The organism is Streptosporangium sp. OZ121, assembly GCF_051918885.1.
In the GTDB taxonomy this organism is placed as follows: domain Bacteria; phylum Actinomycetota; class Actinomycetes; order Streptosporangiales; family Streptosporangiaceae; genus Streptosporangium.
The window spans coordinates 327,835-346,488 of sequence record NZ_JBPXMC010000005.1 but is presented as its reverse complement, the minus strand read 5'-3'; the positions used below and the strand labels follow the sequence as shown (position 1 = coordinate 346,488).

Annotated in this window: 18 protein-coding genes; 7 read left to right on the top strand and 11 right to left on the bottom strand. The window is 72.7% G+C overall.

Annotated elements, in window-relative coordinates:
• Positions 1-11: 11 nt before the first annotated feature.
• Both ACTOQ1_RS13665 and ACTOQ1_RS13660 read right to left on the bottom strand, forming a co-directional pair.
• Positions 12-1,226: an ROK family protein gene (locus tag ACTOQ1_RS13665; protein ID WP_440067102.1), complete on the bottom strand. Its 1,215-nt coding sequence runs from the start codon at positions 1,224-1,226 to the stop codon at positions 12-14.
• Between the two features lie 132 nt (positions 1,227-1,358).
• Positions 1,359-2,780 carry an FG-GAP repeat protein gene (locus tag ACTOQ1_RS13660; protein WP_440067100.1) on the bottom strand — a complete coding sequence of 474 codons (1,422 nt, stop codon included), beginning with the start codon at positions 2,778-2,780 and terminating at the stop codon, positions 1,359-1,361.
• Between the two features lie 95 nt (positions 2,781-2,875).
• Here ACTOQ1_RS13660 and ACTOQ1_RS13655 point away from each other — a divergent pair, with 95 nt between their 5' ends.
• Positions 2,876-4,105, top strand: coding sequence for a cytochrome P450 (locus tag ACTOQ1_RS13655; protein ID WP_440067098.1), 1,230 nt, complete (start codon positions 2,876-2,878; stop codon positions 4,103-4,105).
• Between the two features lie 3 nt (positions 4,106-4,108).
• Here ACTOQ1_RS13655 and ACTOQ1_RS13650 read toward each other — a convergent pair whose 3' ends face one another.
• On the bottom strand, positions 4,109-5,536 hold the full coding sequence (locus ACTOQ1_RS13650; RefSeq protein WP_440067096.1) for an MFS transporter: 1,428 nt from the start codon (positions 5,534-5,536) through the stop codon (positions 4,109-4,111).
• Positions 5,537-5,766: 230 nt separating this feature from the next.
• Here ACTOQ1_RS13650 and ACTOQ1_RS13645 point away from each other — a divergent pair, with 230 nt between their 5' ends.
• The 3 genes from ACTOQ1_RS13645 to ACTOQ1_RS13635 are packed head-to-tail and all read left to right on the top strand — an operon-like array spanning position 5,767 to position 8,763.
• Positions 5,767-6,723, top strand: coding sequence for an STM4015 family protein (locus tag ACTOQ1_RS13645; protein WP_440067094.1), 957 nt, complete (start codon positions 5,767-5,769; stop codon positions 6,721-6,723).
• A complete protein-coding gene (locus ACTOQ1_RS13640) occupies positions 6,720-7,955 on the top strand; it encodes an STM4014 family protein (protein WP_440067092.1) in 1,236 nt (411 codons plus the stop codon). Before ACTOQ1_RS13645 ends, ACTOQ1_RS13640 begins: the two co-directional genes overlap by 4 nt.
• A gap of 1 nt (position 7,956) precedes the next feature.
• Positions 7,957-8,763 (top strand): STM4013/SEN3800 family hydrolase, encoded by an 807-nt coding sequence (locus ACTOQ1_RS13635; protein WP_440067174.1) that lies wholly within the window; start codon positions 7,957-7,959, stop codon positions 8,761-8,763.
• A 185-nt stretch (positions 8,764-8,948) separates the two neighbouring features.
• Here the strand turns inward: ACTOQ1_RS13635 and ACTOQ1_RS13630 are convergent, their stop codons facing one another.
• Positions 8,949-9,575 carry a TetR/AcrR family transcriptional regulator gene (locus tag ACTOQ1_RS13630; RefSeq protein ID WP_440067090.1) on the bottom strand — a complete coding sequence of 209 codons (627 nt, stop codon included), beginning with the start codon at positions 9,573-9,575 and terminating at the stop codon, positions 8,949-8,951.
• Between the two features lie 41 nt (positions 9,576-9,616).
• Here ACTOQ1_RS13630 and ACTOQ1_RS13625 point away from each other — a divergent pair, with 41 nt between their 5' ends.
• Positions 9,617-10,345, top strand: coding sequence for a hypothetical protein (locus ACTOQ1_RS13625; protein WP_440067089.1), 729 nt, complete (start codon positions 9,617-9,619; stop codon positions 10,343-10,345).
• Positions 10,346-10,484: 139 nt separating this feature from the next.
• Here the strand turns inward: ACTOQ1_RS13625 and ACTOQ1_RS13620 are convergent, their stop codons facing one another.
• Both ACTOQ1_RS13620 and ACTOQ1_RS13615 read right to left on the bottom strand, forming a co-directional pair.
• On the bottom strand, positions 10,485-11,111 hold the full coding sequence (locus ACTOQ1_RS13620; protein WP_440067087.1) for a TetR/AcrR family transcriptional regulator: 627 nt from the start codon (positions 11,109-11,111) through the stop codon (positions 10,485-10,487).
• Between the two features lie 53 nt (positions 11,112-11,164).
• Positions 11,165-11,821 carry a TetR/AcrR family transcriptional regulator gene (locus ACTOQ1_RS13615; RefSeq protein WP_440067085.1) on the bottom strand — a complete coding sequence of 219 codons (657 nt, stop codon included), beginning with the start codon at positions 11,819-11,821 and terminating at the stop codon, positions 11,165-11,167.
• A 91-nt stretch (positions 11,822-11,912) separates the two neighbouring features.
• Here ACTOQ1_RS13615 and ACTOQ1_RS13610 point away from each other — a divergent pair, with 91 nt between their 5' ends.
• The gene (locus ACTOQ1_RS13610; RefSeq protein WP_440067083.1) at positions 11,913-12,284 is read left to right on the top strand and encodes a DoxX family protein; all 372 of its coding nucleotides are present in this window, start codon (positions 11,913-11,915) and stop codon (positions 12,282-12,284) included.
• Between the two features lie 50 nt (positions 12,285-12,334).
• Here the strand turns inward: ACTOQ1_RS13610 and ACTOQ1_RS13605 are convergent, their stop codons facing one another.
• From ACTOQ1_RS13605 to ACTOQ1_RS13585, 5 genes are all read right to left on the bottom strand, one after another.
• Positions 12,335-12,988, bottom strand: a complete 654-nt coding sequence (locus tag ACTOQ1_RS13605; protein WP_440067081.1) for a heme oxygenase (biliverdin-producing) — start codon at positions 12,986-12,988, stop codon at positions 12,335-12,337.
• Between the two features lie 60 nt (positions 12,989-13,048).
• A complete protein-coding gene (locus ACTOQ1_RS13600; protein ID WP_440067080.1) occupies positions 13,049-14,182 on the bottom strand; it encodes an acyltransferase family protein in 1,134 nt (377 codons plus the stop codon).
• Entirely contained in the window at positions 14,175-14,915 is a 741-nt protein-coding gene (locus tag ACTOQ1_RS13595; RefSeq protein WP_440067078.1) for an alpha/beta hydrolase, read from the bottom strand. Before ACTOQ1_RS13595 ends, ACTOQ1_RS13600 begins: the two co-directional genes overlap by 8 nt.
• A 366-nt stretch (positions 14,916-15,281) precedes the next feature.
• Entirely contained in the window at positions 15,282-15,938 is a 657-nt protein-coding gene (locus tag ACTOQ1_RS13590; RefSeq protein WP_440067077.1) for a response regulator, read from the bottom strand.
• A 49-nt stretch (positions 15,939-15,987) separates the two neighbouring features.
• On the bottom strand, positions 15,988-17,310 hold the full coding sequence (locus ACTOQ1_RS13585) for a sensor histidine kinase (RefSeq protein ID WP_440067076.1): 1,323 nt from the start codon (positions 17,308-17,310) through the stop codon (positions 15,988-15,990).
• A 380-nt stretch (positions 17,311-17,690) separates the two neighbouring features.
• Between ACTOQ1_RS13585 and ACTOQ1_RS13580 the strand changes: the two genes are divergently transcribed.
• Positions 17,691-18,503 (top strand): cellulose binding domain-containing protein, encoded by an 813-nt coding sequence (locus ACTOQ1_RS13580; protein WP_440067075.1) that lies wholly within the window; start codon positions 17,691-17,693, stop codon positions 18,501-18,503.
• Positions 18,504-18,654 lie beyond the last annotated feature (151 nt).

Below are 18,654 nucleotides of genomic sequence, written 5' to 3'. Positions count from 1 at the left end.
GGAGCCGGGGATCAGATCCCGGCCCGGTTCCGGGGGCGCGGGGAGACGCCGTTCGGCCTCGCGACCGGGTTCGCCTGCAGGAGATCCTCGATCACGAGGGTGGCGGCGCCCAGCGCCACCGAGTCGACGCCGAGGCGGCCCAGGCCGATGGAGACCGTCTTGTACGGCTGCGCCAGGCAGTTGTCCGCGACGACCTTCCTGATCCTCGTCAGCAGGTGCTCGCCGAGCAGCACGCCGGCCCAGCCGCCGATGATGATCCGCTCGGGGTTGAACAGGTTGATCAGGTTGGCCAGCCCCACGCCCAGGTAGGTGACGGTCTCGTCGATGATCGGGGAGCCCGCGGCCACCAGCGCGGCCAGCTCGGCCTGCTCGTCGACGGTCTCCGTCCAGACCCCGGCACGTTCCAGGATGCCCCTGGCCCCCACGTACGCCTCCAGGCAGCCCTCCCCGCCGCAGCGGCACCGGTGCCCGCCGATCATGATCTTCGTGTGGCCCCACTCGCCGGCGCTGCTGTTGGCCCCCAGGTAGGTGGCCCCGTCGGTGATGATGCTCGCCCCGACTCCCGAGCCGATCAGCACCACCACGGCGTGCCTGGCCCTGCGCCCGACGCCGAACCACAACTCGGCCTGTCCCATCGACGTGGCGCCGTTGTCCACGAAGAGCGGCAGGTCGGTGCCCGCCCGCAGCAGCCTGCCGAGCGGGACCGCGTCCCACCCGAAGGTCGGGGCGTGGATCAGGGCGTCGGGCCCGGTCTCGACGACTCCCGGAACCCCCACCCCCACGCCGAGCACCCGCTCCCTGGGCACGCCGCTCTCGCCGAGGACCACGTCGATGCCCGCGAGGATGTGGCGGACGACCTGGTCGACGTCGTGCCCGGCCGGGCGCAGCGGGTACTCGGCCTTGGCCTGCCGGTTCATGTCCAGGTCGAAGAGTTCGACGCGCACGTGCGTCTCGCCGACGTCGACGCCGACGGCGTAGCCGTGGGTGGTGTTGACCCGCAGCAGCACCCGGGGCCTGCCCCCGTCGGAGTCCGCCAGACCGGCCTCGACGATGATCCCGCTCGCGAGCAGGTCTCCCGTCACGTTGCTCACGGTGGCGGGGCTGAGCCCGATGGTCTCGCTGAGCTCCTGGCGGCTGGCGGGTCCCTCGAAGTAGAGGGCGCGCAGCACGATCGCCCGATTCCCCCGGCGTAGATCGCGGACGGTCCTCTGCTGTGCGTCGAACATGCCCATCATCTTAGGTAGCGACGTGAATCAAGCGGTCCGCATTCTCCTCCCGCCGCCTCTCCTCGGCCGTGGGAGTCGGCCGAGGGAGCCGGCCGTGGGAGGGCCGGTCCTCACCGCTGGAGGGGCCGGTCCCTACCGCGGGGAGGGCGGGCTCGCGAAGGCGTAGCCGAACAGGGTGTCCTCGGGAGCGCCGGCCAGGGGCCTCGCCGACGACGGGCGGACGCCCGGGTAGGAGCCCTTCCGCACGGTCCCGCGCAGCAGGGTGAGCCTGCCGTCGCCCGGGGCGGCGACGACCAGGCCGCGGCCCGTGACCGTGGCCAGGGCCGCGCCGAAGTCGCCGCCCTCGCCGGTGAGCAGCAGGTTGTGGTTCCGGGTCAGGCCGCCGGAGCGGGTGCCCGCGAGCACCTGGACCGCGTTTTCGCCCGGCACCCCGATCGCCAGCTCGTCGTCGCCGTCGCCGTTGAGGTCCCCGGCGGCGAGGGCGGCGCCGAAGCGGTCGAAGTAGCGCGGCTCTCCCTTCAGGGAGCGCTGCGACCAGGCCTCGGAGGCCGCCGTACGCAGTCCCGAGCCGGAGCCGTAGACGACGTGCACGACGCCGTCGCCGTAGTCCATCGCCCGCTGGTTGTCGCTGAGGCCCTCGCCCGGCACGCCGATCGCCAGGTCGTCGTGGCCGTCGGCGTCGAAGTCGCCGGTGGCCAGGGCGGTGCCGAAGAAGTCCCAGACCTCGGCGAGGCCGCTGATCCCCGGGCTGTCCTGGGTGAGCACGGTCGCCCTGCGGCGCCGGACGTCGAGGACGGTGACCGAGCCCTGGCCGTTCTTCAGCACCGTGTCCGCGGGCGCGCCCACGGCGATCTCGGCCCGGCCGTTCCCGTCGAAGTCCCCGGTGGCGAGCACCGCGCCGAACTGGTCGGTCTCGCGCTCGCGCTGCCCCACCCAGCCCGTCTCCTGCGTGATCATGTACGGCTTGCGCCCCTTGAGCCCGTACACCCCGACCGCGCCGCCGCCCAGCCCGGGAGCGCCGATCACCAGCTCGTCGTCGCCGTCGCCGTCCAGGTCCCCCGCCGCGAGCGCGGCACCGAACCGGCCGGGCTCGCGCTCGCGGCCCAGGTCCGCGGCGTCGATCGTCTTGCCGGGCCGCAGGCCGCCGGGCGAGCCGTGGAACAGCTGCACGGCGCCGTCGCCGTCCTCTCCCGGCCGGGAGCGGTCCTCCTCGGAGATGCCCACGGCCAGGTCGGCGCAGCGGTCGCCGTCGAAGTCGCCGGTCGCCAGCGCCGAGCCGAACGAGTCCCCGGTCTCGGCCTCGCCGGGCACCCCGGGGTCGTCCTGGGTCAGCTTCCCGGCGGTGCGCATGCCGTACAGCACGGTGACCGATCCCGCGCGGGCGTGGCCGCCGGAGCGGGTGTAGGGAGCGGCGACCGCGAGATCGGCCCGCCCGTCGCCGTCGAAGTCGGAGGGTGCGCCGGAGCATGCGGCGGCCGAGGCGTGGGACGGGAAGGGGAAGGCGGGGACCAGCAGGAACGCGAGGACCGCGGAGGTGAGGAGCGAGGCTCTCATACCTGTCATGGTTTCCGGTGATTCGGACACGCGGCCCACCGGGACATGAAATCCACGTGGCCGGTACGCATAAAGAACATGCCAGGATTGGCGGCATGGAAATCGACCTGGCCGACCTGGGATTCTGGCGGCGGCCGCTCAAGGAGCGGCATGAGGCGTTCGCGCGGCTTCGGGATCTCGACAAGCCGGTGTTCTTCGAGGAGAAGCGGGTCCCGCTGCTCCGTTCGGGCAAGGGTTTCTACGCGCTGGTCCGGCACGCCGACGTGGTGGAGGCCAGCCGCAACGCCAAGGTGTTCTCCAGCGAGCCCGGCGTGACCAGTCCCGAGCCGCCCGGCTGGGTCAAGCACGTGTTCGGCGAGTCCATGGTCAACATGGACGACCCCCGGCACGCCCGGCTCCGCCGCATCGTCTCCCGCGCGTTCAGCCCGAAGATGCTGGCCGGCCTGCAGGGCGACATCGACGCCGCGTGCGCGCGGATCGTCGACGACGTGATCGCCTCGGGGCCCGGTGACTTCGTCGGCCAGGTGGCAGCCAAGCTGCCCATCCACGTCATCTGCGACATGATGGGCGTCCCCGACGACGTGCGGGCCAAGGTCCACCAGCACGTCGACATCTCCACCGCCTACTCCGGCGTGCGGCCCAGCCTGGCGCACACCGTCAGGATGGCCGCCCAGAACACGCTCGCGCTGCTCGCCCTGCAGCGCCTGGTGATCAACCTGGGCAAGGAGCGCGCGCTGGCGCCGCAGGGGGACCTGGTCTCGGCGCTCGTCACCGCCAACGTCGACGGCGAGAGGCTGACCGACCGCGAGCTGGGGTCGTTCTTCACGCTGCTGCTCGTGGCGGGCAACGAGACGGCCCGCAACACCATGGCGCACGGCATCAAGCTGCTGACCGACAACCCCGAGCAGCGGAGCCTGCTGGCCGGCGACTTCGACGCGCACATCGGCGGCGCGATCGAGGAGATGGTCCGCTACGTCTCGCCCATCATGCAGTTCCGCCGTACCGTCACCGAGGACTACGACCTGCGCGGCCTGCACCTGAAGGCGGGCGACAAGGTCGTGCTCTTCTACGGCTCGGCCAACCGCGACGAGACGGTCTTCCCCGACGCCGACCGGTTCGACATCACCCGCGACACCAAGCCCCACGTGGGCTTCGGCGGCCCCGGGCCGCACTTCTGCCTGGGCGCCAACCTCGCCAGGCAGGAGATCAGGGCGATGTTCCGCGCGCTGTTCACCCGGCTGCCGGAGATCCGCTCGGTCGGCGAGCCCGAGCTGCTGGTGTCCAACTTCGACAACAGCGTCCGCAGCCAGGCGTTCACCTTCTGAGGTTCACTTGCCCGGCTGGGGGGCCGTCACCGGGCAGCCCAGCTTCGTCTCCTCCTGGATCAGCACGTTCTCCCGGATGGTGAGGAAGGTGATCAGCGCCGCGACGCCCAGCATCGCCGCGCTGATCAGCATCGTCGTGTGGAATCCGGCGGTGAAGATCTCGGGGGAGCCGAAGGCGTCGCCGGTCAGCCCGGCCAGCGGGGGGATCGCGGCCACCGCGAGCAGCCCGCCGGTCCTGGCGACGGCGTTGTTGACGCCGCTGGCCACCCCCGCGTGGCGCTCGGCGGCGGTGGCCAGCACCGTCGCGGTGAGCGGCGCGACCGCCGCCGACAGGCCCAGTCCGAACAGGGTCGCCGGAAGCAGCACGTCCACCACGTACGACGAGCCGGGGCCGATCCGCGACATCAGCAGCAGTGCCCCGGCGCAGACCAGGATGCCGCCCGTCATCGGCAGCCGGGGCCCGAGGCGCTTGGCCAGCTCGCCCGCGCGCGACGACAGCAGCAACATCAGGATCGTCACCGGGATCATCGAGGTCCCGGCCACCAGCGGGGAGAAGCCCGCCGACACCTGCAACTGGACGACCAGAAGGAAGAACACCACGCCCATCGCGGCGTACATGATGAAGGTGACGACGTTGACCGCGGTGAACACCCTTGAGGAGAAGACCTCGACCGGTACGAGCGCCTCGGGCGAGCGCCTGATCTCCAGCCAGACGAACGCGGCGCCCAGCAGCACGCCCGCCGCGACCGGGACGATCTCCAGGTCGATCAGGCCGTAGGTGATCCCGGCCAGCGCCAGCGCCGCCAGCACCGCGCCCAGGACGTCGAACCGGCCGCCTGCCGAGGCGTTCCTGCTCTCCGGGACGTGCCGTACGGCGACCGCCACGACGAGCGCCGCGAGCGGCAGGTTGATCAGGAACACCCAGCGCCATCCGGCCGTCTCCACCAGCCACCCGCCGAGCAGCGGGCCGATGGCCGCGGCCACCCCGCCCAGGCCCGACCACGCCCCGATCGCCCTGGGCCGGTCCCCGCGGTCGAAGGAGGCCTGGATGATGGCGAGGGATCCCGGGGTGAGCAGCGCACCGCCGATGCCCTGCAGGGCACGGGCCGCGATCAGCGTCTCCACGTTGGGCGCCAGGCCGCACAGGGCCGACGCGAGGGCGAACCAGACGACGCCGACCAGGAAGACCCTGCGCCTGCCGTACCGGTCGCCGAGCGATCCGCCGAGCAGGATCAGGCCCGCCAGGGTGAGGGTGTAGGCGTTGACCGTCCACTGCAGGCCGGCCATGTCGGCGCCGAGATCGGCGCCGAGCGCGGGCAGGGCCACGTTGACGACCGTGCCGTCCAGCATGGCCATGCCCGAGCCGAGCACGGTGGTGAGGAGAACCCAGCGGCCCTTCGCGGAGGCGAAACGGATGTGACCAGTGTCCATGCCGTTCATCATCGCCGACCTCGCGGACCGGTCCGACCGGCGTCCGGCCTCACGGGGGCGCTCCCGGAAGTATCCCGTGATCGATTCTGGAAGCGCTTTCAGAATGATCACGGAGGATCGGGGAAGCGCTCCGGGAAGGATCGGGGAGCGATTCCTGGAGTGCGGCCGGAAGTGTCGCGCGCCTCTGGTAGGACGGTCCTGCCACAGCCGAGCCTGACGGGGAGCCTCCGATGGACCACACCGAGTTCAACGACGACGTCGACGGCCTCTACCGCGGAGACTACGCGGGCCTGCCCATCGTGAGCCTGCGTCCCCCCGGCGCCCCCCATCCCCCGGCCGGCGAGGCGGCGTGGCGCGTCTCGGTCCGCGTCTACGACGCCAAGGAGACCTTCGAGGAGCACTTCGCACGCTTCACCGAGACCATTGACACCACCGAGGTCAGGGCGCTCATCGTCGGAGGCTGGGGCGAGGCCTACGAGAAGGACGCGTCGGGTCCCGTCCGGCTGCTGGCGGAGAGCGCGACGCGCTTCCCCGCCCTGCGCTCGCTCTTCTTCGCCGCGATGCCGCAGGAGGAGTGCGAGATCTCCTGGATCCAGCAGAGCGACGTCACGCCGCTGCTGGAGGCCTTCCCGCTGCTGGAGCGGCTGGAGGTCCGGGGCGGGACGGGGCTGGAGCTGCGGCCGGTCGGGCACGAGCACCTCAGGGTGCTGCGCTTCGAGGCGGGCGGGCTGCCCGCCTCCGTGGTCAGGGGGGTCGGCATGAGCGAGTTCCCCGCGCTCGAACACCTGGAGGCCTGGCTCGGCACGAGCGAGTACGGCGGCGAGACCACCGCCGCCGACCTGGAGAACATCCTGTCCGGTGAGCGGCTGCCCGCGCTCAGGCACCTGGGGCTGCAGAACAGCGAGATCCAGGACGAGGTGGCCGCTCTCGTCGCCGTCGCCCCCGTCGTGGCCCGGCTGGAGTCGCTCGCCCAGTCGATGGGCGTGCTCACCGACGAGGGCGCCGAGGCCCTGCTGTCGGGGCAGCCCCTGACCCACCTCAAGCGCCTGGACCTGCACCACCACTACCTGACGGACGCCATGGTCGAGCGCCTCACGACGACGTTCTCCGGCTCCGGCGTCCGGCTCGACGTGTCCGGCCAGAAAGAGCCCGACGGCGAGTGGCGCTACGTCGCGGTCGCCGAGTGACCGCCCTCACCGTCGTCGGCACGCCGGGCGACCGGCGGGTGACCATGTTCGCCGACGCCTGCGCCCGGCAGGGGCTGGCCGAGCCCGCGGTCGTGCCGTGGACGTCCGTGCTGCGCGGCGAGGAGATCGGGATCGAGCCGGAGACGCTCGTACGGATCGACTCGCCGGGGGAGGACGCCGAGGCGGACGCGCTGCTGCGGGGCCCGGGTGAGCCGTCCCGGATCGGCGGCGGCGCCCGCTGGCACGCCGGGTTCGTCGCCGGGGCCGCCCGGGTCCGCCGGGCCGTGGCCGCGGCGCCGGGGGCCGTGCTGCTCGCCGACGTCGAGGACGTGGCGGTGATGTTCGACAAGCGGCGCTGTCACGCCAGGCTGTCGGCGGCCGGGGTGCCGGTGCCGCCGGCCCTCGCCGGGCCGGTCGGCGGCTACGCCGAGCTGCGCGAGCGGATGGGAGAGGCCCGCTGGGGCCGGGTGTTCGTCAAACCGGCCCACGGCTCGTCGGCCTCCGGGATCATCGCCCTGCACGCGTCGGGCCGCCGGGTCAGGGCGGTGACCTCGGCGGAGCTGACCTCCGGCGAGCTGCACAACTCCCTGCGGATCAGGTGCTACGAGAACGAGCCCGATCTGGCGGTGATCGTCGACCTGCTGGCCGCGGACGGCCTCCACGTCGAGCGCTGGTTTCCCAAGGCGAGCCTCGGCGGGCGCGCGATCGACCTGAGGGTGGTCGTCGTGGACGGCACACCCACCCACGCGGTCGTCCGCGCGGGCCGCGGGCCGATGACCAACCTCCACCTCGGTGGCGTACGGGGTGATCTGGGCGCCGTCACGGCCGGGCTCGGCCCCCGGGGGTGGGAGCGGGCCCTGGAGATCTGCGCGCGGGCGGCGGCCTGCTTCCCCGGGAGCCTGGCCGTCGGGGTCGACCTGATGATCGGGGTCGACTGGCGGGAGTTCGCGGTGGCCGAGGTCAACGCGTTCGGTGACCTGCTTCCCCGGCTGGAGGGCCTGCCCGGTGGCGGAGCCGAGGGCCTCGACACCTACGGCGCCCAGGTCCGAGCGATCCTCGCCCGGCACGCCCCGGCGGAAGACCGGCACGCCCCCGCGGAAGACCGGCACGCCCCCGCGGGAGCCGGGTACGCATCGGCGAAAGAGCGGTGTGCCCCGGCGGGAGACCGGCACGCCCCGCGAGAGGCCGGCACGCCCCGGCGGGCGAGCGGGAGCGGGAGGCCCCGTGCGTGACATGAACGAGGTGGTGGGCAGCCACGACCTGCTGCTGGTGACGCTCGACACCCTCCGCTACGACGTGGCGGAGGAGCTGATGGCGGCCGGGCGGCTGCCCACCCTGGCGCGGGCGCTGCCCGGCGGGCGCTGGGAGCCCCGGCACAGCCCGGGGAGCTTCACCTACGCCGCGCACGCCGCGATCCTCGCCGGTTTCCTGCCGACCCCCGTCGCGCCGGGGCCGCACTCCCGCCCGTTCGCCGCCGCGTTCCCCGGCAGCGAGACCACGGCCCCGGGCACCTGGGTGTTCGACGCCCCCGACCTGCCCGCGGGGCTGGCGGGAGCGGGCTACCACACGGTCTGCGTCGGAGGGGTCGGGTTCTTCAACAAGCTGACCCCGCTCGGGTCCGCGCTGCCGGGGATGTTCGCCGAGAGCCACTGGGAGCCGGAGTTCGGGGTCACCGCGCCCGCCTCGTTCGAGGCGCAGATCGCCCGCGCGGAGCGGGCGGTGGCGGGAGCCGACCGGCCGGTCTTCCTGTTCGTCAACGTCTCGGCGCTGCACCAGCCCAACTGGTTCCACCTGCCCGGGGCCACCCGCGAGCACGGCGACAGCCGCCGGAGCCAGGCCGCCGCGCTCGAATACGTCGACCGGCACATCGGCAGGCTGTTCGCGCTGATGAGCGAGCGGCGGCCGGGATTCGCGATCGTCTGTTCCGATCACGGCACCGCTTACGGCGAAGACGGATACACCGGGCACAGGATCGGCCACGAGGTCGTCTGGACCGTGCCCTACGGGGAGTTCACGATGGAGCGGGGGCAGTGGCGATGAGCGCGGGTCCCGGCCGGGTGCCGCGGACGGCGATGTGTCCGGCGGCGGTGTGCGACCGCCGCATCGGCTACGCGCACCTGGAGGCGACCGGCCGCCACGACGTCTTCGCCGGGGGGATCCCGGAGCGGCTCCCCGCCCGTCCCCCCCCCGGGCCGAGCGGCCGCCGGGCCGTCGCGGAGGGGAGGTCAGCGCAGGAGTTCGCGGGCCAGCGCCTCGCTCCACCACCGCTCGACGCGGTCGGGTGACCAGCCGCGTTCGACGGTGAGCGTGGTGTAGACGTCGATGTTGCACAGGGCCGCGTAGACGTCGACGGCGGAGCGCACGTCCAGGCCGCGTCGCAGGACGCCGTCGGGCCAGGACGAGAACACCAGCTCACGGGTCTTGTCGCCCTGTCCGCGGCCCTCGCGGTAGGCCGCCGCCAGCTCGGGCTCGGTACGGGCCGCCTCGCGGACCAGCGCGATGACGTCACCGGCGCGTTCGAACAGCCGCCGGTCGTAGGCGGCCATCGCCGCGAGTTGGCGCCGGGGATCCGCCGCCGAGGCCTCCAGCGCCTCCAGCATCCGCGGTACGTCGGCCGACAGGTCCGCCGCGTCCGCCAGAGCCCGGGTCAGCCCCGCCTTGTTCCCGTACGCCGCGTAGACCGTCGGCACCGAGACTCCCGCCTCGCGGGCGACCTCCCGCACGGTCGTCGCCGCCCACCCCTGGGACACGAACAGCCTGCGGGCGGCGCCGGCGATCTCCACCCGGGTCTCCCGTGCCTGCGTCGCCCGGCGCAACGAGTCGTAACGGCGCCGGTCCGGCTCTTCGCTCACCGGTTTCCCTCCAATGACTTTACGATGCTTATAATGAATATATGTTGCGTAAATCTCACGGAGAGGCCGCCCTCGGCTTCCCCCGGATCACCGGCCTCGCCGCTCTCGGCTTCGCCGGCACGATCGTCCTCGCCAACGTGATCATGGTGCCCGCCGGTCTGCCGCTCACCGGTGCCGAGATCGGCGAGGTCGACGCGTTCTTCGGCACCCAGGGCGACGTCGTCGCCATCGCGTCCGCGCTCACTCCCGCCGCCTGGCTGCTGGCCACGCTGTTCGGCGCGGGTGCGGTCTCCGCGCTGCGGCGCTTCGAACGAGGCCGGGACGAAGCGTGGTCGCTGCTCGGGTTCACCGGCCTGGCCCTGCAGAACGTCACCTTCGCCGGGGTCATCGCGATCCGCCTCGCGCTCACGTCGACGACCGCGCGGCGCAGTCCCGCGACCGGGGGACTGTGGGTGCTGCACGACGCGCTGTTCACCCTCAACGGCACCTTCCTGGCCCTCGCCCTGATCGGCCTGTCCGTCGCCGGCCTGCGCGCCGGTCTCATCCGGCCGTGGCACGGCACCGTGGGGCTGGTCTCGGCCGCGCTGCTGTTCGGCTCGGCCACCCTCACCCCCCTGGTCATCGACCACACCGGACCGTTCGGTCTCCTGGGCCTCGTCGGCTGGCTGATGTGGGTCGTCTGGATCATCGCGTACGGCGTCACCCTGATCCGCCTGAACCGGGATCGCGACCCCGCGGCGAGTGGTCCGAGCGCCGACCGGCTCGGATAGCCGCCATGTGGAGGCGTCCGCGCACGGGCCGCCCCACCGGAGAGGCGGGGGCCGCCGAAGGGCCCGGTGCCCGGAGAGCCCGGACGGCCGGGGACGCCGGTACGCGTGCGGTTCGAGGAGGCCGGGCCCCGGCCGGGGCTCAGACCGGAGCCCGGATTTCGTCCGGGACGCCCCGGAAGCCCAGGCCGCGGAGCACGAAACCCGAGACGATCTTCTCGGCCTCCTCGGGCGTCACCTCGCCACCGAGCAGCGGGACCCGCTCGGCGCCGATGACGGCGAGGATGATCCGGGCGGCGGCGGCCACGTCGGGGACCTGGAAGTCGCCCGATGACACGCCGCTGTCGATGATGCCCTTCAGGATGCGCTGCATCGGCTCGACGTGGTCGGCCAGGCGCTGGTAGGCGTCGGGGCCCAGCGCCGCCGACAGGTCGGCGGGACCGGGATGGGGGTGGGCGAGCAGCCCGTCGAGCTGGAGCCTGACGAAGACCCGCAGCCGCTCGGCGGGCGAGGCCCGGCCGGGCAGCTCCCGCTCGTAGCTGTCGATGAAGTAGTGCGTCACCCGCTCGGTGAAGGCGAGCAGCAGCGCCGCCTTGTCCGGGAAGTAGTTGTACAGGACGGTGCGGGTGATCTCGGCCTCGTTCGCCACGTCGGTCATGGAGATGGCGTCGATGCCCTGGTCCCGGGAGAGACGCGAGACCGCCCGCAGGATGCGATCCTGGGTCTGGACGCGGTGCTCGCCGATGGTCGCGGCCGAAATCCGGGGCATGGCCCCATGGTCGCACAGCACCGGCACCCCGTCAGGCGGGGCCCGTGGCGGGGTCAGCGATGGGGACGGGCCGTGAGCATCGCGTTGCGCATGTCCTCGGCGCTGGGGGCCGGGGGGAGCGGCGGGGCGGCCCGGCCGGCGCGGCCGGCGCGGCACGCGTCGAGGACCAGGCCGACCAGCCGCCGCCACGCCTGCGGGGCGGCGCAGCGCGTGGAGCCGAGCACCCCGGCGTTGGCCATCATGATCAGCATCAGGTCCTGGCCGGTGAAGTCGGCGCGCAGCGTCCCGGAGCGACGGGCCCGCTCGATCACCCGGTCGACCGCCGCCAGCGCCCGTGCCCTCGGCCCCTCCAGCGCCGCCCCGGGGAAGCAGGAGGTGAGGCCCTCGGTCACCCCCTGGTCGGCGGCCTGCATGCCGCAGATGTGCTCGACCAGCCCGGCGAACCCCTCCCACGGGTCGGCGGCGAGCTCCGCAGCCTCGGCTGCCTCGACGAACTCGGCCATGCGGTCGGCCAGGATCGCCTCGATGAGCGCCTCGCGGTCGGGGAAGCGCCGGTAGAGCGTGGCGATGTTCACCTCCGCCCGGCGGGCGATCTCCTCCAGGGGCACGTCGAGCCCTCCCTCACGGAACGCGACCCGCGCCGCCGCCACGATCCGCTCCCGGTTGATCTCGGCGTCCCTGCGCAGTCCCCGCCCTTTGCACGCGTCCATGCGCCGATTCTACAAAGTGAAGGCCTTCCTGCGGTTATGCTACGGTGACCCAAGCGAAGGGCTACCTTCACTTATTCTCTCGGAGCACACCATGAACATCGCCCTTTGGGTCGTGCAGATCCTGCTCGCCGGAGCCTTCTTCTTCGCCGGTCTCATCAAGGCCACCAAGTCCCGGGCGGACCTGTCGGGCCAGATGCCGTGGGTGGAGGACTTCTCGGACGGGCAGGTCAGGATCATCGGGATCCTCGAAGTGCTGGCCGGGATCGGCCTCGTCCTGCCCGCCGTCACCGGCATCCTGCCCGTCCTGACCCCGATCGCCGCCGCGGCACTGGTGATCACGATGATCGGCGCCCTCGTCGTGCACCTCCGGCGCAAGGAGTATCCGGGGATCGTGGTCAACGTGGTGCTTCTCGCGCTGGCCGCCTTCGTGGCCTGGGGCCGCTTCGGTCCCTACTCCTTCTGAGGGGCGCCCTCGGACCCGCTCCGAGGCCCCGGAAGGCGCGGCGGGCGAGGTCAGGCGGCGAGCTCGGACCGGGCCACCCGGCCGAGCTCGCCCAGGACCTCGGTGTTGAGCAGGTACGCGAGCCTGGTCTCGCGGATCAGCCGCCCCTTCTCTGCCTCGTCCAGGGGGAGCGCGTCCAGCCGGGCCCGATACTCGTTCTTGAAGCGGGGCAGGCTGCCGATCCCGTCGAAGAGGTAGAAGTCGACGCCGCCGCCCGGCTGGTAGCCGTAGATCTTCTGCAGCTCCATCCGGATGAACTGCCCGCCGGACAGGTCGCCCATGTAGCGGGTGTAGTGGTGGGCGATGTAACCGCCCGGCCAGGTGGCCACCTGGTTGATGCGGGCCACCAGGGTCAGGGTCGGCTTGGACGGCTCGATCCTGGACCTCCAGCCGGACCCGTAGATCGTCTCCAGGTCGCGGACCAGCGCCTCCTCCCGGTAGAGCTCGGGAATGACGAACGGCGCCGCGACGGGATCGGCGGCCAGCGAGCGGGAGGCGCTCTCCAGGGCCACGTAGGCGAAGTAGTGCTGGGCGACCATCTCGCCGTAGGCCTCGGGACTGAGGTCGCCCGCCATCAGCGCCTTGAGGTAGCTCTCGTCCTCGGCGGACTCGTGATCACCCCAGGTGGCGTTCCTGAGGACTTCGGAGAAGGGCGATTCGCTCATGATCACTCCGCGACGAGGAAACCTTTTATGACGCAGTGTCACAAAAACTGCGGCACCCCGTCAAGCAGATGACGACACCCTGTCATTAAATCGCCTGCGCGTTGATCGGGGAAGCCAGGCGAGCGCCAGAACGGCCGCGAACACCGGGAACCAGCCCAGCCGGTGCGACAACCAGACCGGTTCGTCGGGCACCGCGAGAAGGCCGGGCACGTCGCCGAAGCGCAGAGCGGCGACGGCGAGCACGACCACCGCGCTCTGGTGCCACAGGAAGAGCGTCATCGCCGACAGGTTGGCCGGCGCGACCACCGCCCACAGCCGGGGACGCCGCATCAGCCGGGCCAGCGGCGCGCGGACGAGCAGCGCCAGCCCCACCTGGGCGAGACCGAAGCAGACCACGGCCAGGCTGGGCGGGCTGAGGTTGGAGACCGCGTCCCCGGTCACGCCCACCATACTCGCCGGATACCCGGCCCCGCCGACCAGCAGCGCCGCCCCGGCCGCCCCGCCGGCCAGCAGACCCGCCGCCACCCGGCGCGAGCCGAGCAGCCCGCCCGCCCAGGCGATCCCCAGCGCGTACGGCACCAGCCACCCGGCCGCCAGGTTCGCCCACCCGGTCCAGGCGGGGGCGCCGAGCCCGAACCTGGCCAGATCCACCCCGAGCACGACGACGAACGCCACGGCGGCCGTGATGCCCGGGTGCGCGCGCAGGAGGAGGGGCGTGGCCGCGGTCAGCGCGGCGAAGACGGCCAGGAACCACAGCGGCCCGATCGCCGGGACCACCATCGCCCTGATCGTTCCCGCCGAGGTCCCGCGCAGCGCCATCCCCGCCGCGATCCCCGCCCAGACCAGGACCAGCGGCACCGCCGGCCCCAGCAGCCTCCCCATCCTGGCCCGCACCCAGGATCCGGCCCGGTACGCGCCGCCCCCGGTCTTCCGGCGCGAACCGCGTGCCGCGGCGTAGCCGCCGACGAAGAAGAACACCGCCAGCGTCTGGAACACCCACGACAGCGGTGTGAACCCCGGCAGGTGGGCGAGCGGGCTGGACAGGTGCACCGCCCCCGCCGCGCCCGGCGCCCACGCCGTCACCAGCCAGTGCCCCAGCACCACGCCCACGATCGCCAGCGCCCGCAGCGCGTCCACCCCCCGGTCCCTGCCCTCGGGAGTGGCCGCCTCGATCCCGGCCGCGAGACTAGCCACGGGACACCTCGCCGCCACGGCCGAGCGCGATCAGGGTCAGGTTGCGCAGGGACTCGCCGCCCGGTTCGAGATACTCGCTGTGCCCGGCGGAGCCGGTACCGAACAGGCGGGCGCCGAAGGCCGGGGCGGCGGGATCGGGACCGAAGCCGAGCGGCCCGATCCTGAGCTTGGGCACCTTGCGCATCCAGTCGCGGGCGCCGCTGCCCGCCCACAACCGGGTGCCGCCCAGCTCGGCGGCCGACGAGACGCCCAGTCCCGGGCTGCCGAACACGGCCGTGTCCGCGACCCCGGAACCGGGCACGGCCCCGGCGCACACCACCGAGCCGTAGCTGTGACACAGCAGGCTGACCCGTTTCCCCCTGAGCGTCCCGGTGACGAACCGCCGTAACTCCACCGCACCCCGTTCCGCGGCCTCCCCGGTCATCACACCGAGGCTGAGCGTCGCCGGGCTGTCGTAGCCGAGCCAGGCGACCACCGCCAGCCTCGCCCCCGGGTCCAGCGCCCGCGCCTCGGCCAGCAGCGCCCGCGCCCCGCCCCCCGGCGTGCTGTACGGCCTGGCCCTGCCGCCGTCGAAGGTGGCGGCCGTGGTGTCGGAGCCGGGGACGACGACCGCGACGTGCTCGGCCGTGCCGAGATCGCCGTAGACCCGCACCACCCGGTCGCCCGCGGGCGGCGGGACCGTCACGTAGGCGAGCGCCGCGGCGACGGCCACGGCGAGCGTGCGGCGGAACATGGGAGCCTCCTGTCCGGTCTGAAGAACCGGACAGAACGCTAGGAATCGCGGCCCGTAACCCGCGTCACCCCGAGGCGGTCACCTCTCCCGTCCCCCTCGGGAGCCAGGAGGATGACCCGTGCCCTTCCGGGGCGACCCCGTGCCGACCGGGCCGGATCCGTGCCGCCTCCATGCTGCTTCCGTACCGGGGTGATCCCGGGCCGATCTCGTGCCGGGGGACGCCGCCGTCGACGGGCCCGGCGATAAACTCGGCCGGATGGAGACGGAACGGTTGATCATGCGCAGGTGGCGAGATGACGACCGGGAGCCGTTCGCCGCACTGAGCTCTTCTGGCCGGGCCGAAGGCCGACCGGCCGCCTTCGAAGTTCACTCTCCGGGGCGGACCAGGCCCGTCTCGTAGGCGTGGACGATCGCCTGGGCGCGGTCGCGCAGGTTCAGCTTCGCGAGGATCCGGCCGACGTGGGTCTTGACGGTCTGCTCCGACAGCACGAGCTCCTCGGCGATCTCCTGGTTGGACCTGCCCCGCGCGATGAGGGTGAGCACCTCCGTCTCGCGCTCGGTGATGTCGTCCAGCCGCCCGCGCGGCCGGCTCGGGCCGATGCGGGCGAACTCCGCGATCAGCCGCCTGGTCACCGAGGGCGCCAGCAGCGCCTCCCCGGCCGCCACCACCCGGACCGCCTCGGCCAGCTGCTGCGCCGAGGCGTCCTTGAGCAGGAACCCGCTCGCCCCGGCCCGCAGCGCCTCGTAGACGTAGTCGTCGAGGTCGAACGTCGTCAGGATCAGGATCCTCGGCGCGGGATCGACGGACCTCATGATCTCCCGTGTCGCCGCGAGGCCGTCCATCACCGGCATCCGCACGTCCATCAGCACCACGTCGGGCCGCAGCTCGGCCACCCGCGCCACGGCCTCGGCGCCGTTGGCGGCCTCGCCGACGACCTCGATGTCGGGCTGCGAGCTCAGGAACACCGTGAAACCGGTCCGTACCATGCCCTGGTCGTCGGCGATGAGCACCCGGGTCGTCATCGAATCTCCTCGAGCGTGGAGCCCCCGGAGCGCGGGCCGGGGGAGGGGGTCATGCGTCCTCGCTGATCGGCAGTACGGCGGTTACCGCGAAGCCCGTCCCTGTCGGACCGACCCAGAGCTTCCCGCCGAGCACGGACACCCGTTCCCGCATCCCGATCAGGCCGTGTCCCATGTGTCCCTGCCCGTCGGGGGACTCGGGGGAGCGGTGCCCGGCGCTGTTCGTCACCTGGACGTGCAGCTCGGCGCCGTACCGGGCGACCTTCAGCGAGACGGTGGAACCGGGGGCGTGCCGCATGGCGTTGCTGAGCGACTCCTGGGCGATCCGGTAGGCGGACAGGCTCACCGCCGTGGGGAGCCCGGCCAGGTCACCGACGAGTTTGAGCGTCACGACGAGTCCGGCGGAGCGCGCGGTGTCGACGAGCTCCTCCAGGCGGCCGAGGCCCGGCTGCGGCGCGGTGTCGGCGGGCCCGTCCCCCTCCCTGAGGACGCCCAGCACGCGGCGCATCTCGGTCATGGCCGCGAGGGAGAGCGCGCGGATCTCCCTCAGCCCCTCCTCCAGGCGCCGCGCGTCCCCGGACGCCTGCAGCGGGACGGCCTCGGCCTGGATGGCGATCACCGACATGTGGTGGGCGACGACGTCGTGGAGCTCCCTGGCGATCCTGGCCCGCTCCTCCAGCGCGGCCTGGGCCGCGAGAGCCCGCTCGCTGCGCCGTTCCTCCTGGGCCAGCAGCCCGGCGGCCAGCCGCCGGGCGCGCACGTTGTAGCCGAACAGGACGGTCACCGAGATCGTGCCGACGACGAGGGCCGTCGAGTTGGGGTGGATCATCCAGGCGGCGAGGAACGAGACGATCCACACGCCCACGGTGATGTGCCGCTCGCAGCGGACCGCGACCGCGTAGACCACGAGTATGTACATGATCGAGGCGGCCGCGGTGTAGGGGACCTCGTCGAGGAACTGCCGCGAGACGACCGTTCCCAGGGGAACGAGCAGGAAGGCCGACCGCCAGGCGGCCAGCGGCCACCGGTCGCGCAGCGCGAGCGGCAGGGAGAAGGCCAGGGCCGCGAACATGAGCCCCTGCTGGTCGAGGGGGGAACGCGCCGCGGCCGCCTCGGTCTCGAGGTAGGACAGGCCGCCGCCGAACAGGACGAAGGTCAGTGCCAGGTCACCCAGCAGGACCAGGTCGATCGTCCCGAACGGCAGCAGCCCCAGAGCGCGCGGCACGCGGCGGGTGAGGCGGCGTGATCGGGAACGGGCCGGGTCGGGTGTCCCGGTCACCAGCGCCTCGGTGAGCGGGCGGGCCAGCCGTACGGCCGGTTCCCACGCCCGCCGCGTATGTCGTGCCAGGAACTGCCGCGCGGGGCTGGGGATCACCCGGATCAGCGTAGGCGGCTCGGCCGTGACCCGCATCCCACCAGGGGGTGACCTCCGATATACGACCGGGGAGGGAACCGCGCCGTCCGGTGGGCTCAGGCCGCGCCCGGACCGGGTCGCCGGCCGCCGCACACGCCGGGTCGCCTTCCGGGCGGAGGCGCGAGGGAGAGCCTTGCCGGGCGGAGGCGCGAAGGAGAGTGGGAACGGCTGCGCCCCCGCTCTCCTTCGGGTGATTCCCCGTGCACCCGCCGTCGCTGAACGTTTCATCGGCCGGCACCGTTCACCAGGATCACCCGGACGTGATGACGGCGCGACGTTGACCGGTTCCGTCCAGGGTGTGACTTTCCTTGAAAGGGCCGATCACCGAAGGGGGCACATCGATGCGGGTAACGACATGGCTGGCCGGTTGGGCCGGCGGGGGAGTGGTGGCCGCCGCTCTCGTCTTCCTGCCGGCCGGAAACGCAACGGCCGCACCGTCACCGGCACCGTCGCCCATTCCGTCAGGCGCCCTCCCCTGCCGTACGGCACCGCAGACCCCCGCGCCCTCCAGCAGCCCGCCGACCGCGCCGGGAACGCCTTCGGTCGTGAACGTCGTGCTCAATTCGGCACGCCTGAGCTGGGCCGCCTCCACCGACTCGGACGGCATCGCCTGCTACTACGTGTACGAGGACAAGAACGGCACGGCCGTCCGGGTGGCCACCTTCCAGCCCGCGGTCACCGAGGGGACGGTCATTCTCCCGTTTCCCCCGCTCGACGTCGTGTCGGAGGTCCACCACCTGTACGTCGTGGCCGTCGACTCGAGGGGCGAGGCGAGCCCCCCGTCGGGAAAGGTGGCCGTCACGATCTACAACGACCGCCTCCCGGCGCCCACCAAGCGCTGTGAGGTGAAGTACACCTCATGGTCGTGGAGAACCGGAATGAGCACGAACATCAAGATCTCCAACACCGGCTCCGTACCCCTCACCGACTGGCGGCTCACGTTCGCCTTCGCCGACTCCGGACAGCGGGTGACCTCGGGCTGGTCGGCCGCCTGGTCGCAGACCGCAAGCGCGGTGACGGCCGCGGGACTGCCCTGGAACAAGGACCTCGCTCCCGGGCAGTCCCTGCTAATCGGCTTCCAGGGCACCCACACGGGCGCCAACCCCCCTCCGGCGGCCTTCCAGATCAACGGGACCCCGTGTACTCAGTCGTGAGGAAGAGGCCGGCCCGATGACACGCCCGCGCTGAACGGTCAGGGCCTGTCCGACGGCGGAACCGGAGGTCCGGACCGGTGAAGGCGCACACCCCCGCGGGGGTGTGCGCCTTCACCGGTCCGGACCTGGAACATGCGCCCACCTGAGGTTC

Excerpts from the sequence above, each read along its gene's own strand:
- ACTOQ1_RS13665 (WP_440067102.1), bottom strand. The coding sequence starts at position 1,226 with ATGTTCGACGCACAGCAGAGGACCGTCCGCGATCTACGCCGGGGGAAT.
- ACTOQ1_RS13660 (WP_440067100.1), bottom strand. The coding sequence starts at position 2,780 with ATGAGAGCCTCGCTCCTCACCTCCGCGGTCCTCGCGTTCCTGCTGGTC.
- ACTOQ1_RS13625 (WP_440067089.1), top strand. The coding sequence starts at position 9,617 with ATGTTGCGTAAATCTCACGGAGAGGCCGCCCTCGGCTTCCCCCGGATC.
- ACTOQ1_RS13610 (WP_440067083.1), top strand. The coding sequence starts at position 11,913 with ATGAACATCGCCCTTTGGGTCGTGCAGATCCTGCTCGCCGGAGCCTTC.
- ACTOQ1_RS13590 (WP_440067077.1), bottom strand. The coding sequence starts at position 15,938 with ATGACGACCCGGGTGCTCATCGCCGACGACCAGGGCATGGTACGGACC.
- ACTOQ1_RS13645 (WP_440067094.1), top strand. The coding sequence starts at position 5,767 with ATGGACCACACCGAGTTCAACGACGACGTCGACGGCCTCTACCGCGGA.
- ACTOQ1_RS13580 (WP_440067075.1), top strand. The coding sequence starts at position 17,691 with ATGCGGGTAACGACATGGCTGGCCGGTTGGGCCGGCGGGGGAGTGGTG.
- ACTOQ1_RS13595 (WP_440067078.1), bottom strand. The coding sequence starts at position 14,915 with ATGTTCCGCCGCACGCTCGCCGTGGCCGTCGCCGCGGCGCTCGCCTAC.
- ACTOQ1_RS13620 (WP_440067087.1), bottom strand. The coding sequence starts at position 11,111 with ATGCCCCGGATTTCGGCCGCGACCATCGGCGAGCACCGCGTCCAGACC.
- ACTOQ1_RS13650 (WP_440067096.1), bottom strand. The coding sequence starts at position 5,536 with ATGGACACTGGTCACATCCGTTTCGCCTCCGCGAAGGGCCGCTGGGTT.
- ACTOQ1_RS13605 (WP_440067081.1), bottom strand. The coding sequence starts at position 12,988 with ATGAGCGAATCGCCCTTCTCCGAAGTCCTCAGGAACGCCACCTGGGGT.
- ACTOQ1_RS13635 (WP_440067174.1), top strand. The coding sequence starts at position 7,957 with ATGAACGAGGTGGTGGGCAGCCACGACCTGCTGCTGGTGACGCTCGAC.
- ACTOQ1_RS13615 (WP_440067085.1), bottom strand. The coding sequence starts at position 11,821 with ATGGACGCGTGCAAAGGGCGGGGACTGCGCAGGGACGCCGAGATCAAC.
- ACTOQ1_RS13655 (WP_440067098.1), top strand. The coding sequence starts at position 2,876 with ATGGAAATCGACCTGGCCGACCTGGGATTCTGGCGGCGGCCGCTCAAG.